The organism is Caulobacter sp. GW821-FHT11E11 (assembly GCF_058808315.1).
The window spans coordinates 210384-232988 of sequence record NZ_JBXARO010000005.1; the positions used below are offsets into that span (position 1 = coordinate 210384).

The 22605-nt window shown below is 67.4% G+C and carries 19 protein-coding genes; 13 read left to right on the top strand and 6 right to left on the bottom strand.

Annotated features, from left to right (window positions below):
* Window positions 1–2 precede the first annotated feature (2 nt).
* The 3 genes from AC1RR5_RS14235 to AC1RR5_RS14245 all read left to right on the top strand — a co-directional run bounded on the left by AC1RR5_RS14235 (window position 3) and on the right by AC1RR5_RS14245 (window position 3333).
* A complete protein-coding gene (locus tag AC1RR5_RS14235) occupies window positions 3–863 on the top strand; it encodes an SDR family NAD(P)-dependent oxidoreductase (protein ID WP_492922293.1) in 861 nt (286 codons plus the stop codon).
* An 89-nt stretch (window positions 864–952) separates the two neighbouring features.
* Window positions 953–2161 (top strand): DUF418 domain-containing protein, encoded by a 1209-nt coding sequence (locus AC1RR5_RS14240; RefSeq protein ID WP_492922294.1) that lies wholly within the window; start codon window positions 953–955, stop codon window positions 2159–2161.
* Window positions 2161–3333, top strand: coding sequence for a DUF418 domain-containing protein (locus AC1RR5_RS14245; protein ID WP_492922295.1), 1173 nt, complete (start codon window positions 2161–2163; stop codon window positions 3331–3333). The genes AC1RR5_RS14240 and AC1RR5_RS14245 overlap by 1 nt, the downstream gene beginning before the upstream one ends.
* On the opposite strand, the gene pseI is transcribed toward AC1RR5_RS14245, so the two are convergent.
* Both pseI and AC1RR5_RS14255 read right to left on the bottom strand, forming a co-directional pair.
* Window positions 3330–4382 carry a pseudaminic acid synthase gene (pseI, locus tag AC1RR5_RS14250; protein ID WP_492922296.1) on the bottom strand — a complete coding sequence of 351 codons (1053 nt, stop codon included), beginning with the start codon at window positions 4380–4382 and terminating at the stop codon, window positions 3330–3332. The two genes, AC1RR5_RS14245 and pseI, sit on opposite strands and share 4 nt — an antisense overlap.
* A gap of 59 nt (window positions 4383–4441) precedes the next feature.
* Window positions 4442–4714 carry a hypothetical protein gene (locus tag AC1RR5_RS14255; RefSeq protein ID WP_492922297.1) on the bottom strand — a complete coding sequence of 91 codons (273 nt, stop codon included), beginning with the start codon at window positions 4712–4714 and terminating at the stop codon, window positions 4442–4444.
* Window positions 4715–4786: 72 nt separating this feature from the next.
* Between AC1RR5_RS14255 and trxB the strand changes: the two genes are divergently transcribed.
* Window positions 4787–5794 (top strand): thioredoxin-disulfide reductase, encoded by a 1008-nt coding sequence (trxB, locus tag AC1RR5_RS14260; RefSeq protein WP_492922298.1) that lies wholly within the window; start codon window positions 4787–4789, stop codon window positions 5792–5794.
* A gap of 19 nt (window positions 5795–5813) precedes the next feature.
* On the opposite strand, the gene AC1RR5_RS14265 is transcribed toward trxB, so the two are convergent.
* The gene (locus AC1RR5_RS14265; protein WP_492922299.1) at window positions 5814–7052 is read right to left on the bottom strand and encodes a cell wall hydrolase; all 1239 of its coding nucleotides are present in this window, start codon (window positions 7050–7052) and stop codon (window positions 5814–5816) included.
* 18 nt (window positions 7053–7070) lie between these two features.
* Window positions 7071–7550: a Dps family protein gene (locus AC1RR5_RS14270; protein ID WP_492922300.1), complete on the bottom strand. Its 480-nt coding sequence runs from the start codon at window positions 7548–7550 to the stop codon at window positions 7071–7073.
* A 60-nt stretch (window positions 7551–7610) separates the two neighbouring features.
* Between AC1RR5_RS14270 and AC1RR5_RS14275 the strand changes: the two genes are divergently transcribed.
* The 7 genes from AC1RR5_RS14275 (at window position 7611) to AC1RR5_RS14305 (ending at window position 13478) form a co-directional block, all read left to right on the top strand.
* Window positions 7611–10010, top strand: coding sequence for a hybrid sensor histidine kinase/response regulator (locus AC1RR5_RS14275; RefSeq protein ID WP_492922301.1), 2400 nt, complete (start codon window positions 7611–7613; stop codon window positions 10008–10010).
* A gap of 124 nt (window positions 10011–10134) precedes the next feature.
* On the top strand, window positions 10135–10461 hold the full coding sequence (locus AC1RR5_RS14280) for an ArsR/SmtB family transcription factor (protein WP_492922302.1): 327 nt from the start codon (window positions 10135–10137) through the stop codon (window positions 10459–10461).
* Complete coding sequence (locus AC1RR5_RS14285; protein ID WP_492922303.1) at window positions 10458–10877, top strand: SRPBCC family protein; 420 nt, start codon at window positions 10458–10460, stop codon at window positions 10875–10877. The genes AC1RR5_RS14280 and AC1RR5_RS14285 overlap by 4 nt, the downstream gene beginning before the upstream one ends.
* A 5-nt stretch (window positions 10878–10882) precedes the next feature.
* A complete protein-coding gene (locus AC1RR5_RS14290) occupies window positions 10883–11083 on the top strand; it encodes a hypothetical protein (RefSeq protein WP_492922304.1) in 201 nt (66 codons plus the stop codon).
* Between the two features lie 11 nt (window positions 11084–11094).
* The gene (locus AC1RR5_RS14295) at window positions 11095–11505 is read left to right on the top strand and encodes a DUF1801 domain-containing protein (protein ID WP_492922305.1); all 411 of its coding nucleotides are present in this window, start codon (window positions 11095–11097) and stop codon (window positions 11503–11505) included.
* Window positions 11506–11512: 7 nt separating this feature from the next.
* Window positions 11513–11935, top strand: coding sequence for a DUF1801 domain-containing protein (locus AC1RR5_RS14300; RefSeq protein WP_492922306.1), 423 nt, complete (start codon window positions 11513–11515; stop codon window positions 11933–11935).
* 532 nt (window positions 11936–12467) lie between these two features.
* Entirely contained in the window at window positions 12468–13478 is a 1011-nt protein-coding gene (locus AC1RR5_RS14305; RefSeq protein ID WP_492922307.1) for a radical SAM protein, read from the top strand.
* 303 nt (window positions 13479–13781) lie between these two features.
* Here AC1RR5_RS14305 and AC1RR5_RS14310 read toward each other — a convergent pair whose 3' ends face one another.
* On the bottom strand, window positions 13782–14291 hold the full coding sequence (locus tag AC1RR5_RS14310; RefSeq protein WP_492922308.1) for a hypothetical protein: 510 nt from the start codon (window positions 14289–14291) through the stop codon (window positions 13782–13784).
* A gap of 304 nt (window positions 14292–14595) precedes the next feature.
* Here AC1RR5_RS14310 and AC1RR5_RS14315 point away from each other — a divergent pair, with 304 nt between their 5' ends.
* The gene (locus AC1RR5_RS14315) at window positions 14596–16161 is read left to right on the top strand and encodes a hypothetical protein (RefSeq protein WP_492922309.1); all 1566 of its coding nucleotides are present in this window, start codon (window positions 14596–14598) and stop codon (window positions 16159–16161) included.
* 219 nt (window positions 16162–16380) lie between these two features.
* Window positions 16381–18678 carry a TonB-dependent receptor gene (locus tag AC1RR5_RS14320; RefSeq protein WP_492922310.1) on the top strand — a complete coding sequence of 766 codons (2298 nt, stop codon included), beginning with the start codon at window positions 16381–16383 and terminating at the stop codon, window positions 18676–18678.
* 355 nt (window positions 18679–19033) lie between these two features.
* On the opposite strand, the gene AC1RR5_RS14325 is transcribed toward AC1RR5_RS14320, so the two are convergent.
* Entirely contained in the window at window positions 19034–21967 is a 2934-nt protein-coding gene (locus AC1RR5_RS14325; RefSeq protein ID WP_492922654.1) for a TonB-dependent receptor plug domain-containing protein, read from the bottom strand.
* Window positions 21968–22605 lie beyond the last annotated feature (638 nt).

Sequence of the window (22605 nt, forward strand, 5' to 3'; positions counted from 1 at the left end):
ACATGGCGCAGCGGAAATCGGTCGTTGTCACGGGCGTCTCCACCGGCATCGGCTGGGGCGCGGTCAAGGTGCTGGTCGGCCAGGGCTTCCACGTCTTCGGCAGCGTGCGCAAACAGGCCGACGCCGCGCGGCTGAAGGCCGAGTTCGGCGACGGGTTCACGCCGCTGCTGTTCGACGTCACCGACGAGGCCGCCGTTCGCGAGGGCGCCAAGCAGGTCGAGGCGGTGCTGGGCGGCGCGACCCTGGCGGGCCTCGTCAACAACGCCGGCATCGCCGTGGCCGGGCCGCTGCTCTACCTGTCGCTGGACGACTGGCGCCAGCAGCTGGAGGTCAACCTGACCGGGGTGGTCATCGCCACCCAGGCCTTCGCGCCCCTGCTCGGCGCGGGCGAGGCGCGGGTCGCCAACCCCGGCCGGATCGTCAACATCTCGTCGGTCGGCGGCCGCAACGCCAACCCGTTCATGGCCCCCTACTGCACCACCAAATTCGGACTGGAGGGCCTCTCGGAATCCCTGCGCCGCGAGCTGCTGCCGTTCGGCGTGGACGTCGTGGTGGTGGCGCCCGGCGCGGTGGCCACGCCCATCTGGGACAAGGCCGACCAGGTCGACGTCACGCGCTACGCCAACACGCCCTACGCCATCGCCCTGGACCGGCTGCGCGCCTACATGCTGCAGATCGGCAAGGCCGGCCTGCCGCCGGAGAAGATCGGCGAGGTTATCGCCACGGCCCTGACGGCGGACAAGCCCAAGGTCCGCTACGTCGTCTCGCCCTCGCCGATGCAGGTGCTGATGACCGAGATCCTGCCCAAGCGCACCCTGGACCGCATCGCCGGCCAGCGCCTGGGCCTGCTGCCGAAAGGCTAGGATCGGACCCAGGATTTCCAGGCAGATTTAGGCTTGTAGTTCTACCCTGGCGCGCTCAGCATCATCGCCTAGGCGCGAGGGGGAATCGGATGCTGAAGGCCAATCCAGCAGAGCGTATCGTCCTGCTGGACTCCCTGCGGGGCCTGGCGATCCTGGGCATATTGATCTGCAACATCCCGCTGGCCTTCATGCCCGAGAGCGTGGCCGAGAGCGTGCCGTTCTGGCCCCACGGCCAGGCTCCCGCCAGCCTGGCGGTCTGGTGGGTCACCCAGGTGTTCTTCCAGCAGAAGTTCTACACCCTGTTTGGCATGCTGTTCGGGGCCTCGATCCTGCTGATCGGCGGCGAGGGCGGCGATCGCGACCGCACGGTGATGATCGTCAAGCGGCTGCTGGCGCTGCTGGCCATCGGCCTCTTCCATGGCCTGGCCATCTGGCAGGGCGACGTGCTGAGCTTCTACGCCCTGGTCGGCCTGGTCGCGCTGTTGGCCAGGGGCTGGTCGGCGCGGCGGCTGCTGACCGTCGGCATCGTGCTGCACCTTGGCGAGTATAGCTGGAAGCTGTGGCGCATGCTCAGCCGCGCGGCCCGCTTCGACCAGCCGATCCCGGCCGACCTGACCACGCGCATCGCCAAGGAATCGGCCACCGAGACCGCCCGCTTCACCGGAGATTTCGCCACGTCGCTCAGTCAGAACGCCCATGACTATTGGACCTTCCTGGTCGAGTCCTGGTCGTGGCCGCCGCTGTGGCCGCTGACCGTGCTGGCCCTGATGCTGATGGGTATGGGCCTGTTCAAGCTGGGCGTGCTGAAGGGCCAGTTGTCGCCCACCGCGCACAAGGCCCTGGTGGCCGTCGGCCTCGGCGCCATGCTCGTGGTCGCCGCGCCCTTGAGCCTGTATCTCGCCGTGCCGTCCAAGCCGATGATGCTGGGCGCGCTGGCCCGCTGGCTGCAGGGCCTGACCGCCCCGGCCGTCAGCCTGGGCTATCTGGCGCTTTTGGCGCTCGCCTTGCGCCAACAGGTCTGGCGCGCCATCCCGGCCGTACTGGCCCCGGTCGGCCAGATGGCCTTCACCAACTACCTGATGCAGTCGGTGATCATGACCGTGATCTCGTATGGCGGCCGAGGGCCGGTGCTGTACGGCAAGCTGGACCGCCCCGCCTTGGCGGGGATCGTCGTGCTGATCTGGATCGCCCAGATCCTGTGGTCGCGCTGGTGGCTGGACCGTTTCACCATGGGCCCGCTGGAATGGCTGTGGCGCCTGGCCTATCGCGGCCCCGCGCCCCTGCGACGGGCGACCTGATGGCGCAGAAGGACCGCATCGTCCTGCTCGACGCCCTGCGCGGCCTGGCGGTGCTGGGCATCTTCCTGTGCAACGTCCCGCTGGCGTCAGAGCCGCACGCCGTGGCCACCAGCCTGGTCGACTGGCCGCACGGCATGGCCCCGGCCTCGGTGGCGATCTGGTGGGTCACCCAGGTGTTCTTCCAGCAGAAGTTCTACACCCTGTTCTCGATGCTGTTCGGCGCCTCGATCGTGCTGGTCGGGGGCGAGGGGCGCGGGAGTTTGCTGCTCAAGCGCCTGCTCAGCCTGCTGGTCATCGGGGCCCTGCACGGGGCCCTGCTGTGGAACGGCGACGTCCTGACCTACTACGCCCTGATCGGCCTGGTCGTGGCCCTGGTCCGCCACTGGCCGGCCTGGCGCCTGCTGGCCGCCGGGATCGCCCTGGACCTGTCGATGTCGCTGGCCACCGGCCTCAAGCTCTTGGTCGGCGCCGCCCACCCGGTCGCGCCGCCGCCGCCCGACCTCGCCGCCCAGGCCATCGCCGGCGCCCGCTACGGCGGCACCCTGGCCCAGTCCCAGGCCCAGAACATCGCCGACTATCGCGAGGTGCTGACCCATGTCTGGCTGCAGTGGCCGTCCAACTGGCCGCTGACCGTGGCGGCGCTGATGCTGATGGGCATGGGCCTGTTCAAGCTGGGCGTGCTGAGCGGCCGCCTCAGCCGCGCCGCCTACCGCGCCCTCGTCGCCGCCGGCCTGTTCGCCCTGCTGATCGGCGCCCTGCCCTGGGCGCTGTATGTGGCCGCGCCCGACCATCCCGAGACCCTGCGCGATCTGGCCCGCTGGATCCAGCGGGCCACCGCCCCGGTCGTCGGCCTGGGCTATGCCGGCCTGCTGGTCCTGGCCGCTGACAGCCGCATCTGGAAAGCCATCCCCGCCGCCCTCGCCCCCGCCGGTCAGATGGCCTTCACCAACTACATCGCCCAGTCGGTGGTGATGACGGTGCTGTTCTACGGCGGGAGAGGTCCGGCGCTGTACGGCGAACTCGACCGCCCGGCGCTGACCGGCATCGTCCTCGCCACCTGGATCGCCCAGTTGCTGTGGTCCCGCTGGTGGATGGCCCGGTTCACCATGGGCCCGCTGGAGTGGCTGTGGCGGCTGGCCTATCGCGGGCGGACGCCCTTGCGGCGCGCCTAGCCCACCATCGACCAGTCCAGCGGCTCGCCGCGCGCGATGTCGCGGGTCGCGGTCTTACCCAGGACGTTGTCCAGCTCGCCCGGAGGCAGGCCGTTGCCGGGGCGGACCGAGCGGATGTTGGCGCGAGACAGCGGCTCGCCAGCCTTGATGTTCGCCGTGACATACAGCGAGCGGCGGAACAGCAAGGACCCCTGCTCGGCGCCCAGCACGTCATAGTGGGCCGCGCCCAGCGAGGCCCAGGCGTTCTTGGTGTCGTCGACCAGGGCCTTGAACTCGGTCGGCTCCAGGCTGAAGGCGGCGTCCGGACCGCCGTCGGCGCGAGCCAGGGTGAAGTGCTTCTCGACGCAGCAGGCGCCCAGCGACACCGCCGCCACCGAGGCAGCCGTGCCGGGCGTGTGGTCCGACAGGCCGATCGGGCAGCCGAAGCGGGCGGCCATGTCCGGCACGGTCCGGACGTTGGCGTCGGCGAAGGTCGCCGGATAGCTCGACACGCAGTGCAACAGCAGCACGCCCGGCGCGCCGGCTTGTAGCGCCGTGTCCAGGGCGGTCTGCATTTCCTGCAGGTTGGCCATGCCGGTCGAGATGATCAGCGGCTTGCCCTTGGAGGCGGCGTACTTGATCAGCGGCAGGTCGACGGCCTCGAAGGAGGCGATCTTGAAGGCCGGGGCGCCCAGGCTGTCCAGCAGGTCGACGGCGGTCTCGTCGAACGGGCTGGAGAAGATGGTCACGCCGCGCTGGCGCGCGCGCTCGAAGATGGCCGCGTGCCACTCGAACGGGGTGTGGGCTTCCTCGTACAGCTCGTACAGGGTGCGCCCATCCCACAGGCCGCCGTGGATCTTGAACTCGGGCCGGTCGACGTCCAGCGTGATGGTGTCGGCGGTGTAGGTCTGGATCTTGATGGCGTCGCAGCCGGTGTCGGCGGCGGCGTCGACCATCTGCAGGCAGCGCTCGAGGCTGCCGTTGTGATTGCCCGACAGCTCGCAGATCACATAGGGCGAGTGCGCGGGGCCGATCTTGCGGCCGGCGATTTCGATGTAAGGGGCGGACATGACGGATCACCCGAAAACGTGGTTGCCGTCATCTTAACCCATCAAAGGTGGACGAGGCGTCAATCGCCGCCGCCACAGCCTCCGCCGTCGCCGCCACCGCCGTCCGAGCCGCAGTCCGAACCCGTCGAGCTGCTGGCGTCGCTGGTGAAGGTCCCGCCGTCGCCGCCGTCCTTGGCCTTCTTGGCGTTCGTGACGCCCATCGAGGCCACGCCCAGCCCGCCACCGATGGCGACGCCCAGGCTGATGCCCAGCGCCAGGTTGTTCAGCGCCAGCCCGAAGGCCACGCCGATGGCGATCCCCACGCCCAGCCCGATCGGAAGTCCGGCCTTCATCAGAAAATCTCCCCGCCCGGCGGCTCTCGCAAGCCATCGCCTAGCGGCGGAATCGACACTATATCTGCGGCCATGTCCACGACCGCTCCCCGCCACACGCGCTGCCTGATCATTGGTTCGGGCCCCGCCGGCTACACCGCCGCCATCTATGCCGCCCGCGCGCTGCTGAAGCCGACCTTGATCGCCGGGATTCAGCCTGGCGGCCAGCTGACCATCACGACCGATGTCGAGAACTATCCCGGCTTCGCCGATGTGATCCAGGGCCCCTGGCTGATGGATCAGATGCGCGCCCAGGCCGAGCATGTCGGCACCGAACTGGTCAACGACATCGTCCTGTCGGTCGACCTGTCCAAGCGCCCGTTCACGGTGACCACCGACAGCGGCCAGGACTGGATCGCCGAGACCATCATCATCGCCACCGGCGCCCAGGCCAAGTGGCTGGGCATCGAGAGCGAGAGCAAGTTCCAGGGCTTTGGCGTTTCGGCCTGCGCCACCTGCGACGGCTTCTTCTATCGCAACAAAGAGGTCATCGTCGTCGGCGGCGGCAACACCGCCGTGGAAGAGGCTCTGTTCCTGACCAGCTTCGCCAGCAAGGTGACCCTGGTCCACCGCAAGGACGAGCTGCGGGCCGAGAAGATCCTGCAGGAGCGCCTGCTGGCCCATCCGAAGATCGAGGTGGTCTGGGACAGCGTCATCGACGAGGTCACCGGCCAGACCGACCCGATGGGCGTCACCGGGGCCCGCCTGAAGAACATCAAGACCGGCGAAACCACCGACATCGCCGCCGACGGCGTGTTCATCGCCATCGGCCACGCGCCGTCGTCGGAGCTGTTCAAGGGCCAGCTGGAGACGGGTCCCGGCGGCTATCTGAAGGTCAAGCCGGGCACCGCCTCGACGGCGATCGAGGGTGTCTACGCGGCCGGTGACGTGACGGATGACGTCTATCGCCAGGCCGTGACCGCGGCCGGCATGGGCTGCATGGCGGCGCTGGAGGCGGTGCGCTTCCTGGCCGAAGAGGACCACAAGGCGGCGCATCATCCGATCAGTCATGCCGAGGCGAACAAGATCGGGGTTTGGTAGGGCGGCTTAGCGCCCCCTCCTAGTTCAACGGATTCAACAAACTCGGCGGCCGAGGCTTGGGCTTCGGCGGCGGAGGCGGCGGTGTCGCCGGAGCCGCGGGCGCCTCCACGGCCGGCGGAGGAGGCTCCGACACCGCCTCCAGCGCCTTGTTGATCCGCGCGATCTCTTCCTGGGTCGGGATCCTTCGCCCGGCCACCGTCCCCACCATCGTGAAGCGCTCGCCCGTCGGCGAATTGGCGTCCGGCACCGCGACCAGCTTGGCCTCGGGCAGGATCAGGTTGTCGACACCCAGCATCCGGGCCGCCGCGCTGGTGGCCACCGCGGGCGCGTTCTGGGCGGCCAGAACCTCGGGCGGGGCCGCTTCCAGGGTGCGCGGGTCGGCGGCCATCAGGATCTCGGCGCTGACGGTCTCGTTGCCGGAGTAACGGCCGGTGAAGGCCGCCAGGGTCCCGGACGGGCCGGTCCAGCGATAGAAGATGTGCTGGCCGAACTGCTTCAGCTTGACCAGGGTCGGGGCCCAATAGGGCGAGACGTAGTCGGCGTGATAGTGCGTGGCCACGCCCACCGGTTTGAACACGAAGCCGCTCAGCGCCCGCTTGGCCACCGCCTGGGCGTTGGCCCACAGGGCCGGCGGCGGCACGCGCGCCAGCGAGCCGTCGCAGGCGAAGCTGAACTGGCAGCCGGTCGAGCGCGCCGCGCCTTCATAGATCACGCCGCAGATCGACTTCGGATAGCCCGGGTGACGCATGCGGTTGATCACCGTCTGGGCCACGGCCATCTGGCCCTCGCCGGGCTCGAAGCCGGCTTCGTAATAGACCGCCTGGGTCAGGCAGTTCAGCGCCTTGGCGCGGGCGTCGGCCGAGCCGGTCAGCACGAACGGCTTGGCCGCCTCGAGCTCGTCGGGGACCGCCGGGCGCAGGGCGTTGATGATCCGCGCCTCGTCGAAGTCGGGCACGCGGTCGCCCAGGCGCGGGATGTCCTTGAGATTGATGACCTCCCAGCCCTCGACACGCCCCCAGTAGTCCTTGTGCGGACGCGGGTCGTGACGCCGGGCCAGGGCCAGCATGGCGGGGTCGAAGTCCGCGACATAGTGGCGCAGACCGCGCTCGCTGAAGCTGCCCGTGACGCGCATCAGGCCCGCCTCGCGCCCCGATCCGGACGGCACGTAATAGGTGGTGGTGGCGCACGCGGAAAGACCGCCGACGACCAGGGCGGTCGCGGCGGTCTTCCAGGACGCGGTGATGTTCAGGGTCCCCACCCTGCCCCCGGCGAGCAGCTACTTGCTACCGAGGGTGGAGCGGATCATCCAGGCGTGCTTCTCGTGCGCCTGGAGCCGCTGGGTCAGCAGGTCGGCCGTGGCCTCGTCGCCGGCGTCGTCGGCGACCGGGAAGGCGTCGCGCAGGGTGCGGATAACCGTTTCGTTGTCGGCCTTCAGCTCGCCCAGCATGGCTTCCCACTCATTTTCGGGAGTGCCGTCCTTGATGCTGGAGAGGTTGCCGAAGGCGGCGTAGCCCTGCGGGGCAAGCTCGCCCAGAGCGCGAATGCGCTCGGCGATGTCGTCCAGCGCCGCCCACTCTTCCTGGTACTGGCCTTCGAGCAGAACGTGCAGGGACTGGAAGTTCGGGCCACGGACGTTCCAGTGATAGCCGTGCGTCTTCAGATAGAGCGCGTAGCTGTCGGCCAAGACCTTGTTCAGGGACGCGGCGATCTCGGCGCGCTGCTTGGCGGTCAGTCCGGTGTTGAGGGCGTCGGCCATCAATGATCTCCCGTGTTGCGTGCTCTAGGTAAGCGTGTCCATGCTCTTGGCAAGACATCTTTGCGGGGAGCAGAGGTGGTAAAAGAAGACGCCCCGAACTTGGCTTCCGACGAGCACCGTCGAATCCATGCTCTAGTTAGCGCGTGGCTCATCCCTCCGGTTCCACCACCGGCGTGGCGATGCGCGGTCGCGTCCCTGATCGGCGTGGCCATGGCCGTGCTGATGCGGGTGGCCCTTTTGGGCCTGCACGGCGGCGTGGGCGCCACCCAGCCCTTCTTCCCGGCCATCATGCTGGTCACCCTCTATGCCGGCTGGCGCTGGGGGTTGATCCCCGTCGCCTCCGGCGCGGCGTTCGGCTGGTGGCTGTGGACCGACCAGGCCTCGACCTCGATCTCCGAGGACGAGCTGGCCACCATGGTCATCTTCCTGCTGTGCGCGATCATGATCGTGGCGGCGGCCGAGGGTCTGCGCGGGGCGATCCGGATGCTGGCCCGGGCCCGCGAGGAGCGCGCCGACGCCGAGGCCCGCCTGCGGGTGACCCAGACGGCCGCGGGTGTCGGTCCCTGGGACTACGACATGGTCAGCGGCGACCTTTTCCTGTCGCTCGGCGCGCGGCGGAACATGGGCGCGCCCGACGAGGGCCGGGTGCGGATCGAGGACCTGCCGACCTACGTCCATCCCGACGACCGCGACATGGCGCGCGAGCGGGTGCGGCGGGCGCTGCAGGGGCTGGAGGACTACGAGGTCGAGTATCGCCTGGCCGACATGAGCCAGGGCGAGCGCTGGGTGCACGGCCGCGGCGAGGTGATCCGCGACGAGGAGGGCAAGCCGATCCGCATGATCGGCCTGAACTTCGACGTCACCAACCGCCGCCGCTCCGAGGAACAGGTGCGCGAGAGCGAGGCGCGGTTCCGGAACCTGGCCGACAGCGCCCCGGCCCTGATGTGGGTGTCGCGGCCCGGCGGCATCCGCGAGTTCGTCAACCGCGCCTATGTCGAGTTCACGGGCCTGGACTATGACGGCGCCCTGACCATGGACTGGCGCACGCGGCTGTTCCCCGAGGACCTGCCGGGCATCCTCAAGGCCCAGATCGCGGGCGAGGCCTCGCGCAAGCCGTTCAGCCTGGAGGGCCGTTATCGCCGGGCCGACGGCGACTGGCGCTGGCTCAAATCGTTCTCGCAGCCGCGCTTCGACCCGACCGGGGCCTTCGTCGGCTTCATCGGCATCGCCTTCGACACCACCGACGCCAAGCGGGCCGAGGCCAAGCTGACCGGGGTCAACGAGCTGCTGGAGGAACGCGTCGAGGCCGCCGTGGCCGAACGCGACGCGGCCCAGGCGGCCCTGCTGCAATCGCAGAAGCTGGAGGCCATCGGCCAGCTGACCGGCGGGGTGGCCCACGACTTCAACAACCTGCTGACGGTGATCATCGGGGCCCTGGACGTGGTCGAGCGCCACCCCGACGACGAGCGCCGCCGCGAGAAGATGATCGGCGCGGCCCTGGCGGCGGCCAAGCGCGGCGAGAAGCTTACCCAGCACTTGCTGGCCTTCGCTCGCCGCCAGCCGCTGAAGCCCGAGATCTGCCGCGTCGACCGCCTGATCGCCGAGTGCGAGGGCCTGCTGAGGCGCGCCCTGGGCGACGCCTACACCTTTCACCTGCGCCTGGGCTCGGGCGTGCGGGCGGCCAAGATCGATGCGGGCCAGTTCGAGGCGGCCCTGCTGAACCTGGTCGTCAACGCCCGCGACGCCACCCCGCCCGGCGGCGAAGTCACTATCGAGAGCCGCCCCGTCACCATCGCCCGCAAGCAGGGTGAGCTGGAGCCGGGCCAGTACCTGCGCGTGGCCGTCAGCGACACCGGGGCCGGCATGGACGCGGCCACCATCGCCCGCGCGGTCGAGCCGTTCTTCACCACCAAGGCGCCCGGCGAGGGCACGGGCCTGGGCCTGTCCCAAGTCTACGGCTTCGCGCGGCAATCGGGCGGCTCGGTCGACATCGAGAGCAAGCCCGGCCAGGGCGCGACCATCGCCTTGCTGCTGCCCATCGACCTCAATGACGTCGCCGCCGAGACCGCCCCCAGGGTCGACCACATCCGCGCCCAGACCCCCTCGCGCGTGCTGCTGGTCGAGGACGACCCGCAGGTGGCCGAGCTGGTCGGGGTGATGCTGCACGACCTGGGACACAGCGTGGTGCGGGCCGGCGGGGTCGAGGAGGCCTTGTCGCGCCTGGCCCAGGACGAGGGCATCCAGCTGGTGCTCAGCGACGTGATCATGCCGGGCGGCAAGAGCGGCGTGGACCTGGCCGAGCAGCTGGCGGCGGATCGGCCAGGGCTGCCGGTGGTGCTGTGCTCGGGCTACACGGGCGGGGACCAGGGGCGGGCCCGGGCCGGGGACTGGCCGTTTATATCGAAGCCGTTCTCGTTGGAGACGCTGGCGCAGGCGCTGGCCCAGGCGCGGCCGCACTAGCGCCGTAGCGCCCCTCCGTCACGTCGCCTATCCGCATCGTGACGGAGGGGGCGCTCACAAGCCGCTTGACGAACGCATAACCACAGAGTTATGAAATATCCCATAGCTCAATGGTTATGGATCAGTGACAGAAACACCGCACGACACCCTCTTCCGCACCCTCGCCGACCCGACCCGCCGGGCGCTTTTCGAGCGCCTCTGCCGGGACGGGGAGCAGACGGTCGGCGCGCTGACCGCCCAGGCGGGGGTCAGCCAGCCGGCGGTGTCCAAGCACCTCGGGGTGCTGAAGGCCGCCGGCCTGGTGGCCGACCGCCACGAGGGTCGCCAGACGCACTACAGCGCCCAGCTGAACGCCCTGGCCCCGTTGATCGACTGGACGAGCAAGATGGCCGGCTTCTGGGAAGGCCGGTTCGACAAGCTCGAGGACCTTTTGAACCGGATGGACCAATGACCGAGACCAAGACCGTCGTCGTCGAACGCGAGATCGGCCACGCGCCCGAGAAGCTGTGGCGCGCCCTCACCCAGCCCCACCTGATGGAGGAATGGCTGATGAAGAACGACTTCCAGCCCCAGGTCGGCCACAAGTTCAATCTGCGCGGCGAATGGGGCGGCGTGCTGGACTGCGAGGTGCTCAGCCTCGAGCCGCCCAAGAGCCTGTCCTACACCTGGAACTTCAAGCACGAGGACCCGGCCTACGACCTGACCAGCGTCGTGACCTTCACCCTCACCCCCACGCCGACCGGCACGCACCTGCGCATGGAACAGGCCGGCTTCCGTCCCGACCAGAAGCAGGCCTTCGGCGGCGCCCACGCCGGCTGGAAGAGCTTCCTCGACAACCTCGAAACCCTGCTGGGCAAGGAGGACTGAGCGCCATGAGCAACACCATTCGCCAGATCCACCGTTGGCTCTCGATCGCCTTCACGGCCGGGGTGCTGGGCTACATCATCGTGATGACCCAGGGCCAGCCGCCCTACTGGGTTGGCCTGTTCGCCTTGATCCCGCTTATCCTGCTGCTGGTCTCGGGGCTCTATCTGTTCGTGCTGCCCTATGTGCGGCGGCGCGCGAAGGCCTAGGAGAGAACGCCATGGCCGACGAGCCCGTCCTGCTGTCCGGGGGCAATCCGCAGATCGCCAAGGGCTACGGCGACGCGCCCGTCCAGGCCTATATCGCCGCCATGCCGGGCTGGAAGAGCGCGGTCGGGACCAGGGTAGACGCCCTGGTCGAGGCCGCCGTCCCCGACCTGCGCAAGGCGGTGAAGTGGAATTCGCCGCTGTACGGCGTCGAGGAAGGAACCTGGTTCCTCGGCGTCCACGTCTTCGCCAAATACATCAAGCTGGCCTTCTTCAAGGGCGCAGGGCTCGATCCCCTGCCGCCCGTCGCGTCCAAGCAGAAGGACGTGCGCTACTTCCACATCCAAGAGGACGACGCGCTGGACGAAGCCCAGCTGACCGACTGGATCCGCCAAGCCGCCGCCCTGCCCGGCGAGCGCATGTGAGAGCCCGATGAGCAAGATGAAGCCCGCGCCGGAAGGCGTCCCCGTCTCGGACCTGATCGACAACGCCATCGCCGAGCTGGGCGACTGGCGCGGCGAAAAGCTGGCCCGCATCCGCGCCCTGATCCTGGAAGCCGATCCCGACGTCGTCGAGGAGTGGAAGTGGGGCAAGCCGGTCTGGTCGCACGACGGCCTGATCTGCACCGGCGAGACCTACAAGGCCTACGTCAAGACCACCTTCGCCAAGGGCGCGGCCGTGGCCGATCCGAAGGGCCTGTTCAACTCCAGCCTCGAAGGCAATGTCCGCCGCGCGATCGACTTCCGCCAGGACGAGCCCCTCGACGCCGACGCCTTCAAGGCCCTGATCCGCGCGGCCGTGGCCGTGAACCAGGCCGACCAGGCCGCGCGCGCGGCGAAGAAGAAGAAGGCCTAGGCGCGAGGACCAGTCACCTTAGGTCCGCTAACGACCCGTCTCGGACTCTCGATGCGTCCGCTGACCCGCGAGCGTCGGTCTCATTAGACCCCGCCACGAGGGCAGGAACGATGAGGATAAATGGAAGGCGAGTGACGCACGCTGGGGTTGACAACCCCTTTTGCTCAAATTTAGCATAACCCATGCCGCCGGATAGGCCGCGGCGGACATTGGCGTGAGGGAATCTCATGCGCTTCGACTATCTCGGCCTGATCGGACGCTTTCAGCCGTTTCACAACGGCCACGGCAGCGTGCTCAAGCATACGTCGCGGACAAGGTGATCGTGCTCATCGGCCCCGCCAGCCGCGCGCCATGCGCAACCCCTTCAATGCCGCGGGACGGGCCGTGATGATACGCGCCGCGACACCCGGCGCTTCGCCCTGAAGTGCTCGGCCGCCAAGGTCGACGGCGCCTGGATCGACCGCACCTGGCGCAGGTGCACGCTTGCAGCCAGGGGGTCTGAGATTTCCGCTTTCGATCAGGAGAATTGCCCGTGACATACTCCGCCGAGACCGACCGTCGCCTGATCGTGCTGTGGCGGGTCTTCGACGACTGCAACCTGTCGTGCCCGTTCTGCGCCTACGACAAGCGGCTGGGCGGGCCTCGCCACGCCGTGGATGCCGGCCGGGTGGAGCGGTTCGTCGACCTGCTCGGCGACTGGCGGCGCGCCTATTGCCGTCCGGTCCTGCTAAGCTGGCTCGGAGGCGAGCCGCTGATGTGGGCGCCGCTGGCGGCGCTGAGCGCGCGGGCCGCCGAGCAGGGCCAGGACCTCAGCCTGACTACCAACGGAACTCTGCTGGGGTCGCCCAGGGTTCGCGAGGACCTGGTGCGGCGCTATCGCGAGGTGACGGTCAGCATCGACGGCCCCGCCGCCTTCCACGACGCGATGCGCGGCTGGCCGGGGGCGTTCGACAAGCTCTCGCGCTACGTCCCGGCGCTCGTGGCCGACCGCGACACCGCCGGCGCAAGGTTGAAGGTCCGCGCTAACGTGGTGCTGATGCGTGACAACATCGCTGATTTCGAAGCCCTGTGCCGGACCCTGGCCGGCTGGGGGGTGGACGAGATCAGCTTCAATCAGCTCGGGGGCCGCGACCGGCCCGAGTTCTTCCCCGATCATCGCCTGCGCCCGGACGACGTGACGTTCCTGGCCGGGCTGCTGCCGGGGCTGCGGGCGGAGCTTGCGGCGCGGAGGACGGCCCTGGTGGGCGGGGCGGCCTATGTGGCGCGGATTGCCGACACCGTGGCGGGCCGGCCGCTGCCGATTGACGACTGCCGGGTGGCCGAGCGCTTTCTATTCATCGACGAGGCGGGCCGCATCGCGCCGTGCAGCTTCACGCCGCAGCACTTCGCGCTGTCGGTCGACGAGTTGCGCGAGGCCTCGGACTTGGAGGCGCTGCCGGGCCGGCTGCGCGAGCTGCAGTGGCGAACGCCGTCGCGCGACTGCGCCGACTGTCCCAGCACCCAGCAGTTCGCCAAGTTCGAGCCGCTGGACGCGGGGGCCTGATCGTTCGCCCAGCGTCCGGACCGCCGCCGCGAGGCGACGGTCCGGACCAATGTTAGACTAGGCGCTTGACCGGGGCGTGTGCGACGACGTCGCTGTTGGCGGGGTTCCATATAGATTGGCCAGGCGCGAACCGCCGTCCTATCCGCATGAGAAGATGTCCGGGGCCAATTTGGATTGGCCGTAGCGGTGTAGTCCGCAATGGGTCGCGAGCCGTCTTTGCGACTGGCGCTGCCTCTGGGCGTCGATCGGTCGGCATTGGGCGCTGGCGCCAATGACCGTTCACGCCCCTAGTCGGACGTTGTCTCAAAGGTCGGACGGTAGAACTAAATCTGGACGATGATTGGTGAGAGCCGCATTCAAGGCTGCATAGCCCTTGTATAAATAGCTCCAGTAGACTCGTCGACGGTCGGCAGTCTGCACATACCAATACCCCATGCTGGTCTGCCCCGTGCTTTCAATTTCCGGCCAGGCGACCGAGGCCCGCTGAAGCCCCAAGGTTGGGCCGAACAACCTGGAAGGCCCCTCAACTCCATCGGACGACCAGTTCACGTTGTGTAGATCGGTCAGTGACGGAGACATGAAGGCTGCGCAGGGCAGACCTATCAGAAGCAGCGCAAAGCCGAGTATCCACTGCCCGGCTATGAGAGCGATCGCACCACCGGCGGCCATCGCCAGTCCGGACAAGACGGTAAAGGCGGCGGTCCAGCGCTCGGGCGAAATTGTTCCGCCATCGGCGCGCTCTACCTTTGGCCGGCCACGAGCAATAACTGCTGCAAGGGCTGCCACCATCAGTGAGGTAACGGCGGCAGCCACGCCAAAGTGTAACACGTAAGACAACCCCCAAGTCCACCGTTTGGTATACTTGGCGGCGAGGGCTGACGCGTCAACTCTCGGGAGGATAGGTCTGCTTCCCACCCGTTGCGGACGTTGAGAACGGCCGTTGCGCGTCTTGACGCCTCCCGCAAGCTCCTCGCCGCATCTGCGCCTTGATCCCGCAAGCCTCGCCATAGTAGACCCCCAGGCATCGCGGGGGCGCGATCGCTTACGGAGTCTGTAAGTGTTGTTTCCAGTTCACCGCGCCAGCCAAGCTGCCGCGGACCGTTCCTGGCTGCCCCGCGTGACGCCGGCAGCCCTTTCCGCCATCGCTCTGGTTCTCGCGGCGCCGCTCGTGGCCCACGCCGAGGACGGGCCACCGCCGCCGCTCAAGCAGTTCGGCGACCGGCCGCTGACCGACGGCGACGACGTCTTCACCAATGACAAGCCGATCGATCTGGCCCAAAGCATCGATTTCGGCGGCGGCTCCAACGTCCTGACCAATACCGACGTGATCACCATCGGCGCCAAGGCGACGGCGCCGGTCAACGTGTCGCTGCTGCAGCTGGAGGCCCTGAAGAACAGCGGCCTGATCGACCTGCGCAACGGCCGCGCCGGCGACGTCCTGACCCTGTCGGGCGACTATAACGGTTCGGGCAAGGCGCGCCTGGGCCTGGACATCGGTCCCGGCGGCGTCGACCGCCTGGTGGTCGGCGACATCGCCAACGGCAAGACCGCCGTCGTGCTGGGCGGCGTCACGGCCAAGACCGCGACCCTGACCGGCGACAAGGGTCCGGTGCTGATCCAGGCCGCCGCGGGCTCGAAGGCCGACGCCTTCAGCATCGAGAACACCGAGGTCGGCTTCATCCGCTATGGCGTCGTCCAGGACACGGCGGCGGACAAGTCCGTCACCTATCGCCTGACCGGCGTGGCCGGCCAGCGGGCCTATGAGATGCTGAAGGTGTCCGAGGGCGTCCGCGACGTCTGGCGCCAGTCGGCCGAGGCCTGGAGCAGCCACCTGGCCAACCTGCGCGACGCCGGCGACGACGCCAATGGCGCCGGCGTCTGGGCCCAGGCCTTCGGCCATCGCACCGACCGCGACGACACGCTCGGGACCAAGACCTCGCCGGTCGAGCTCGATTACCGCCAGACCACCTATGGCGGCCAGATGGGCGTGGACCTGATCAACGCCGGCATCGACGACGGTCGCGTCGTGCTGGGCGTGACCGGCGGCTATGCCGACTCGCGTCAGCGCTTCAGCGGCGCGGGCGCCCAGACGGTCAAGCTGCAGGTCGCCAACATCGGCGGCTATCTGGGCCTGACCCGAGGCGGCTACTTCCTGAACGCCCTGGCCAAGGTCGACCGCCAGTCGATCAAGGCTACGAACGGTCCGGACGCCATCGACCTGGACTTCGACGGCACCGCCTGGGGCGGCCAGGTCGAGGCCGGCGCGCGGTCGGAAAACGACGGCGTGATCCTCGAGCAGCTGCTCAGCATCAACTATGTCAGTTCGCGCCTCGACGACGTCGACGCCTTCGCCCAGAAGCTGGACTTCGACAACACCACCGGCTTCGTCGCCAAGGCCGGCGTGCGCGGGGCCCTGCAAGGGGAAGCGCTGGGCGGGGTGTTCACCTCGTACGGCGCGGCCTTCGTCGTCCATGACTTCACGGTCAAGAACGGCCTGACCCTGGTCAGCGGCGACCGCTCCGAGCACCTGTCCAAGGACGGCGGCCGCACCTTCGGCCAGCTGACCGTGGGTCTGAGCTATCGCGCCGGCGGGGCGATGGTCACCTTCCTGGAAGGCACTGGCGAAAGCGGCGGCGGCCGTTCGGGCGGCGGCTTGCGCCTGGGGATGCGGGTCGGCTTCTAGCCCCCGTTCCGGCGACACCTGGCTCCCGCGGGTGAGGCTTCGGCGCCTCACTCGCGGGCAGTCGGCTAAAGCCAAGTAAGTAAGTCCTTCACTGAACCGACATCGAAGAGGCCTATAGCGCGGACGCGCCAGTAGCGGGACGAATCGCGTTCGCTCCGCTAGGTCGCTGGCGCTTCACGAAGACGGCCGAAAACGGTCGCGATGAAAGGTTCTCTCTCCATGCGTCTCTCTTCCCCCAAGCTGGCTCTGCTGCTGGGCGCGGCTTCCGCGACCCTGGCCTTCGCCGGCGCCGCCCACGCGCAACAAACTCCGGCGGCCGAAAACGCCGCCACCCTGGACGCGATCGTCGTCACCGCCGAGCGCCGCTCGGAAAACCTGCAGAAGGTGCCGCTGTCGGTGGCCGCCGTCTCGGGCGACCAGCTGCGCGCCGTCACCGCCGATGGCGGCGACATCCTGGCCCTGTCGGGCAAGGTCCCCAGCTTCTACGCCGAGACCACCACGGGCCGGATCTTCCCGCGTTTCTACATCCGGGGCCTCGGCAACATCGACTTCTACCTAGGCGCCTCGCAGCCCGTGTCGATCATCCATGACGACGTCGTGCTGGAGCACGTGGTCCTGAAGTCGAACCCGCTGTTCGACATCGGCCAGGTCGAAGTGCTGCGTGGCCCGCAAGGCTCGCTGTTCGGCCGCAACACCACCGCCGGCATCGTCAAGTTCGACACCATCAAGCCGAGCGAAGACTTCAACGCCCGCATGTCGGCCTCGTACGGCACCTACGGCACGACCACCTTCGACGGCGGCATCGGCGGCCCGATCGCCGACGGCCTGATGTTCCGCGCCTCGGTGCTGTACCAGCACCGCGACGACTATGTGGACAACACCTTCGCCGGCGTCAGCGCCGACGGCACCAAGACCCCGCAGAAGAACGCCATGGGCGGCTTCACGGAAAAGGACGCCCGCCTGCAGGTGCTGGCCAAGCCGAACGACAAGCTGTCGGTCCTGGTCTCGGCCCACGCCCGTGAATATGCCGGCACCTCGACCCTGTTCCTGCGCCAGGCCCTGACCAAGGGTTCGAACAAGAGCAGCGCTCCGCGCGACAAGGTCGCCTTCGACGAAGCCGGCAACAACCCGCAGGCCTACGACACCCAAGGCATCTCGGCCCATGTCGACTACGACTTCGGCCCGGTGACCCTGACCTCGATCAGCGCCTACGAGCACACCGCCGGCTACAGCCGTGGCGACACCGACGGCGGCGCGGCGGCCAACTTCCCGGTCGGCGGCGTGCCGAACGGCTTTGGCCAGTCGCAAGGCCGCGTCCACGACCTGGACCAGCTGACCCAGGAAATCCGCCTGGCCAGCAACAGCGACGGCAAGCTGAAGTGGCAAGTCGGCGGCATGTACTTCGACTCGCGCGACACCACTGAATTCGCCCAGCGCGGCGTGTTCCTGCTGCCGACCTCGGCCGGCTACAACCCCAACAACTGGGTGCTGCTGAACAACCTGAACACCTCGTGGGCGGTGTTCGGCCAGGCCAGCTACCAGCTGACCGACGCCCTGACGATCACGGCCGGCATCCGTGACACCTACGACGCCAAGAAGACGGTCCTGAAAAAGACCTCGAACAACGCCGCCAACGTCTCGACCTATGCCGGTCGTCGTTACGTGCGCCTGGCCGACGAGCAGGTCAGCTGGGACCTGTCGGCCAACTACCAGGTCAATCCGGACGTCAGCCTCTATGCCCGCGCGGCCAAGGGCTTCCGCGGCCCGACCATCCAGGGCCGCTCGGCGGTGTTCAACAGCGACTTCACCACGGCCGACTCGGAAACGATCCAGTCGTACGAAGTGGGCTTCAAGAGCTTCCTGCTCGAGAACACCCTGCGCTTCAACGCCTCGGCCTTCACCTATGAAGTCAGCGACATCCAGCTGAACGGCAACGACAGCAACGGCAACGGCGTGCTGTTCAACGCCGACAAGGCCAAGGCCTACGGCGTCGAAGCCGACCTGGAATGGCGCCCGGTCCAGAACCTGCTGCTGACGGCCGGCGCAAGCTATCTGCACAGCGAGATCAAGGACAAGCGCGTCTACGCCCAGGTCTGCGCGCTGAACGGCGTGGTGGTCTGCACGGTCGAAAACCCGACGATCAAGGTGGGGGCCAACACCTTCGCCCAGATCGACGGCCAGCCGCTGCCGAACGCCCCGAAGTACAACCTGAACTTCACGGCGCGCTACAACGTGCCGGTCGGCGAAGCCGGTCGCCTGTTCGCGATGACCGACTGGAACGTCCAGGGCTACACGAACTTCGTGCTCTACAAGACCAAGGAGTTCTACGCGAAGGGCGCCTTCGAAGGCGGCCTGAAGCTGGGCTACGAGAACCTGGACAAGGGCTACGAGATCGCCCTGTTCGGCCGCAACATCACGAACGAGAAGAACCTCAAGGGCGTGATCGAGAACTACATGGCCGCCGTCTACAACGAGCCCCGCATCGTCGGCGTCTCGCTGAGCGCCAAGCTGAAATAAGCGTCTCCTCCCCGGTCCGGCCGTTTGCGGCTGGGCCATCCCTGCCTGAGCCCCGGAGCGAAAGCTCCGGGGCTTTCTTTTGGGAGGTGACGTCTGCGATGGGTGGTGAGCTGACCTTTGTTTCCCTCTCCCCTTGCGGGAGAAGGTGTCAGCGCAGCTGACGGATGAGGGGTTGAAAGCCCTGTCCGGATAGCGGAGCGCAACCCCTCACCCGACCCGCTTCGCGGGCCACCCTCTCCCGCAAGGGGAGAGGGGGCAAACGTCCGCAATGGGTCGAAGGCGGAGATCCGCGCCAAAGAAAAGGGCCGGTTCCTCGCGGAACCGGCCCTCTCTCATGTCGAAGGACTAGAGAGTCTTAGTACTGGAAGCGGACGCCCAGCTTGAACGAACGGCCGATCAGGCCGGCGTAGTGGAAGGCGCTCAGATAGTTCGGGTTCGAGGTATAGGCGCCCGGAGCGACCGGAGCCTTTTCGTCGAACAGGTTGGCCACGTTGGCATAGACCTGGACCTGGTCGGTCACCTGGGCGGTGCCGTTCAGGTCAACATTGACGAACTTCTTGATATAGCAGAACTTTTCGCCCATCGCCTGGTCGCCGTTGTTGTACAGGTTGCCCTTGGCGCAGCTGGTGTCGGTATAGACGTCGGCGGCGACCTGCTTGATCTTGCCGACGAAGTAGGTGGTGGCCGACAGGGTGTACTTGTCGCCGAACGAGACGGTGTTCTGCCAGTTGCCACGCCAGTTGGGCGTGCCGTTACCGGCCGACAGACCGTTCGGACCCAGCGTGCCGGCGTACTTCTGCACGCCGTTGGCGGCATGCAGGTCCGACTTGATCACGTGGGTGACCTCGACGCGGCTGGTCAGGTTGATGCTGTCGGTCAGGGTGAACTTACCCGTGGCCGCCAGGTCGACGCCCGAGGTGATCTGGTAGTTGGCGTTGACGAACGGCGCGTTGATGATCAGCACGCGCGGCAGGGCGGTCGGGAACAGCGGGTCGACACCGTCGACGACGTTGCACGAATAGCCCGGACCCACGGCCGCCACGGCGGCGCAGGCGTCGGCGACGTTGGTCTTGCTGAAGTAGGCGGCGCGAGCGTCGGCCATCAGCGGACCGGACACGATCAGGTCCGACTTCTTCACGTTGTAGTAGTCGACCGTCATGCTGAGCCAACGGGTCGGCTCGTAGATCGCGCCCACGGTGAAGCTACGCGAGGTTTCCGGCTTCAGGTCCGGGTTGCCGTTGTAGCCGCCGCCGATCGAGTACTGGCCGGCATAGGGGTTCTTGTTGCCGCCGGTGACCGTGCCGCCGTGAGCGTTCTGGAACGCGACCGGCGGGGTGTAGTTCGAGAAGCCGGCATATTGCGAACGCGGGCTGGCTTCGGCGAAGGTCGGGGCGCGGAAGCCCTTCGAGTAGGTGCCGCGGAAGGCCAGTTGCTTGATCGGCGTGAACTTGGCGCCGATCTTCGGCGAGAAGTGGCCGTAGCCTTCCGAGTAGTGGTCGTAGCGACCCGACAGGTTGACTTCCAGGGTGTCGAGCACGGGCGCGAGCACTTCGAAGTAACCGGCCGACACCGTGTGCTTGCCGAACGCCGACGAGGTGGTCAGGGTCCAGGTGTCCAGACGGGCGTTCTGGTTGTTGTTTTCCAGTTCCTCGCGACGGATCTGGGCGCCCAGGGCCAGCTGCATGTCGCCGCCCGGCAGGGTCCACAGACGCTTGGTGATCGAGGCGTCCAGCGCCATCAGCGACGAGCTGGACGGCGTGGTGATGTCCGGCGCGATCGACTGGCGCACGGCGGCCGTGTTCTTCGACGGATCGACGAAGTTGTACGAGCCGGTGTTGATGGCCTTCAGCGTGTTGGCGATGTTCAGGTAGCCGTGCTGGACCAGGCGCAGGTTGTCCTTGGCGCCGACGGCTTCGATGCGCCAGTTCCAGTCACCGCCGAAGTCGCCGGTCAGGCCGGCGGTGCCGCGGATGACGTCGTTGCGGCGGTCGCTGGCGAACGGGATGTCGCCGAACACGTAGTAGATGCGGGCCGCGCCGTTCGACGGATCGTTGGCGTAGGCGGCCGCGTACGGGTTGTTCGGGTTCAGGCGGCGATCGGCGGCCGTGACGCAGTTGACGCCCGACGAGCAGATCCACACCGGCAGGACCATGCCGGGGTTGTTCGAGGCCAGCGAAGCGGCGGCGCCGAACGGCTGACGCAGACGGGTGTTCTGCGGCTGGCCCTTGATGCTGACTTCGTTGCGCGAGAAGCTGCCGGTGGCGTAGGCCTCGACATTGTCGGCCAGACGCACGCTCAGGCGGCCGTTGAAGGCGTAGCGCTTCTGCAGCGGCTGGATCTGGTTGTACATGTCCTGCAAGTTGTACTTGCAGCTGGTGCCTTGGGCGGCGCCGGTGGTGACCGTGAAGGTGCCGTTGGTGCAGTTCAGGTTCAGGGCCTGGTACTGGTTGGTGAACGGCGAACCGGCCGCGCCCGACAGCGGGTTGTTCAGGTCGGTCTGGCCGACGCGGGTGACGACGGCGGTCGGCGTGCCGGTGGTGACCGTCAGGCTGCTGTCGGCGGTGTTGTTGTCGACGCCGCCGATCGAGGTCAGGTCCAGCGTGTTGTACGGGAAGCCGCGGCTGTGGTTCGTGACCCGGCCGTCCTTCTGGTACTCGGCGTTGATGTAGACGTTCCAGCCGCTCTCGCGGTAGTCGCCGAAGCCCAGGGTCAGGTCGCCGCGCTTGTGCGAGGCGTCGCCGCGGTCGCTTTCGCCGGCTTCCAGGCTGCCGGCCACGCCGACGAAGGTCTTCTTCAGCTTGAGGTTCACGACGCCGCCGATGGCGTCCGCGCCGTACGACGACGAGGCGCCGTCCTTCAGGACTTCGATCTTGTCGATCAGGCTGAACGGAATGGTGTTGAGGTCGACATAGGCGTTATGGCCGTCGTCGTTCAGCGGGAAGTTGGTCGAGCGCAGGCCGTCGACCAGGACCAGGGTCGAGGAGACGCCCAGGCCGCGCAGCGAGACGGCCGAGCCGCCGGCGCTGAAGCCGCCCTGGAAGCCGGTCGGGATCGAACCGGCGCCGTCCGCCGAGATCGTGCGGATGGCGTCCGAAGCGGTGCTGATGCCCGCGCGTTGCAGGTTTTCCGACGTCAGCACGGTGACCGGCGACGGGGTTTCGGTGTCGGTCCGACGGAACAGCGAGCCGGTGACGACGATTTCTTCGACTTGCGTGTCTTCGGCCTGAGCCGGAGCGGCGGTCTGGGCGGCGGCTTGGCCAGCGGCCAGCACGGCCATGCCGCAGATCATGGAGGAGGCCAGCAGGCGCTCCCGGATGGACTTCGTAATCAAGTTAAAACTCCCCAGCGTCTTGGCGCTTGCATGCAGTCATGCGCGGTTCCGGACCCCTCGTTGAATCCGGCTGACGGGGAGCTACGAGCTGAAATGATCGTAGGTCAACGAACATTGCGAGGCTGAAACAACGCGTAAAATCGCTGTCTCATTAAAGTCACATCATTACAATTGCGTAATTCAAATACTCTAAAGTTGCGAATAAATATACATAAAGACAAGATTGCCACTTTAGGTTCGAGAAACTCCTTGTCATTTTCGAATTTCGATACGGGAATTAGTTACGACTATTTGTACAGCAATTACTGTACATGCTGTATCATATGATTGACGCATGAGGTTTCTGCGCACCTGCAGCGGTGGCAGAATTTTTCTTCCACATTACGGATATGTAAGGATAAGAACCGGCGAAGATAACGCTGTTCTTGGCATGCAATGCGCGTCGCGACACCCGGTCGCACCGAAACCATTGCACCGCCCTCGAAGCCCCGCGCCCCAGAAAATGGCGCCGGCGCTTTCAGAATAAGCCGGTTTGCATTCCGCTTCGCAGGCGCTATATGTGACGGGAAGGTTATGCTCACTTTCAGCATAACCTG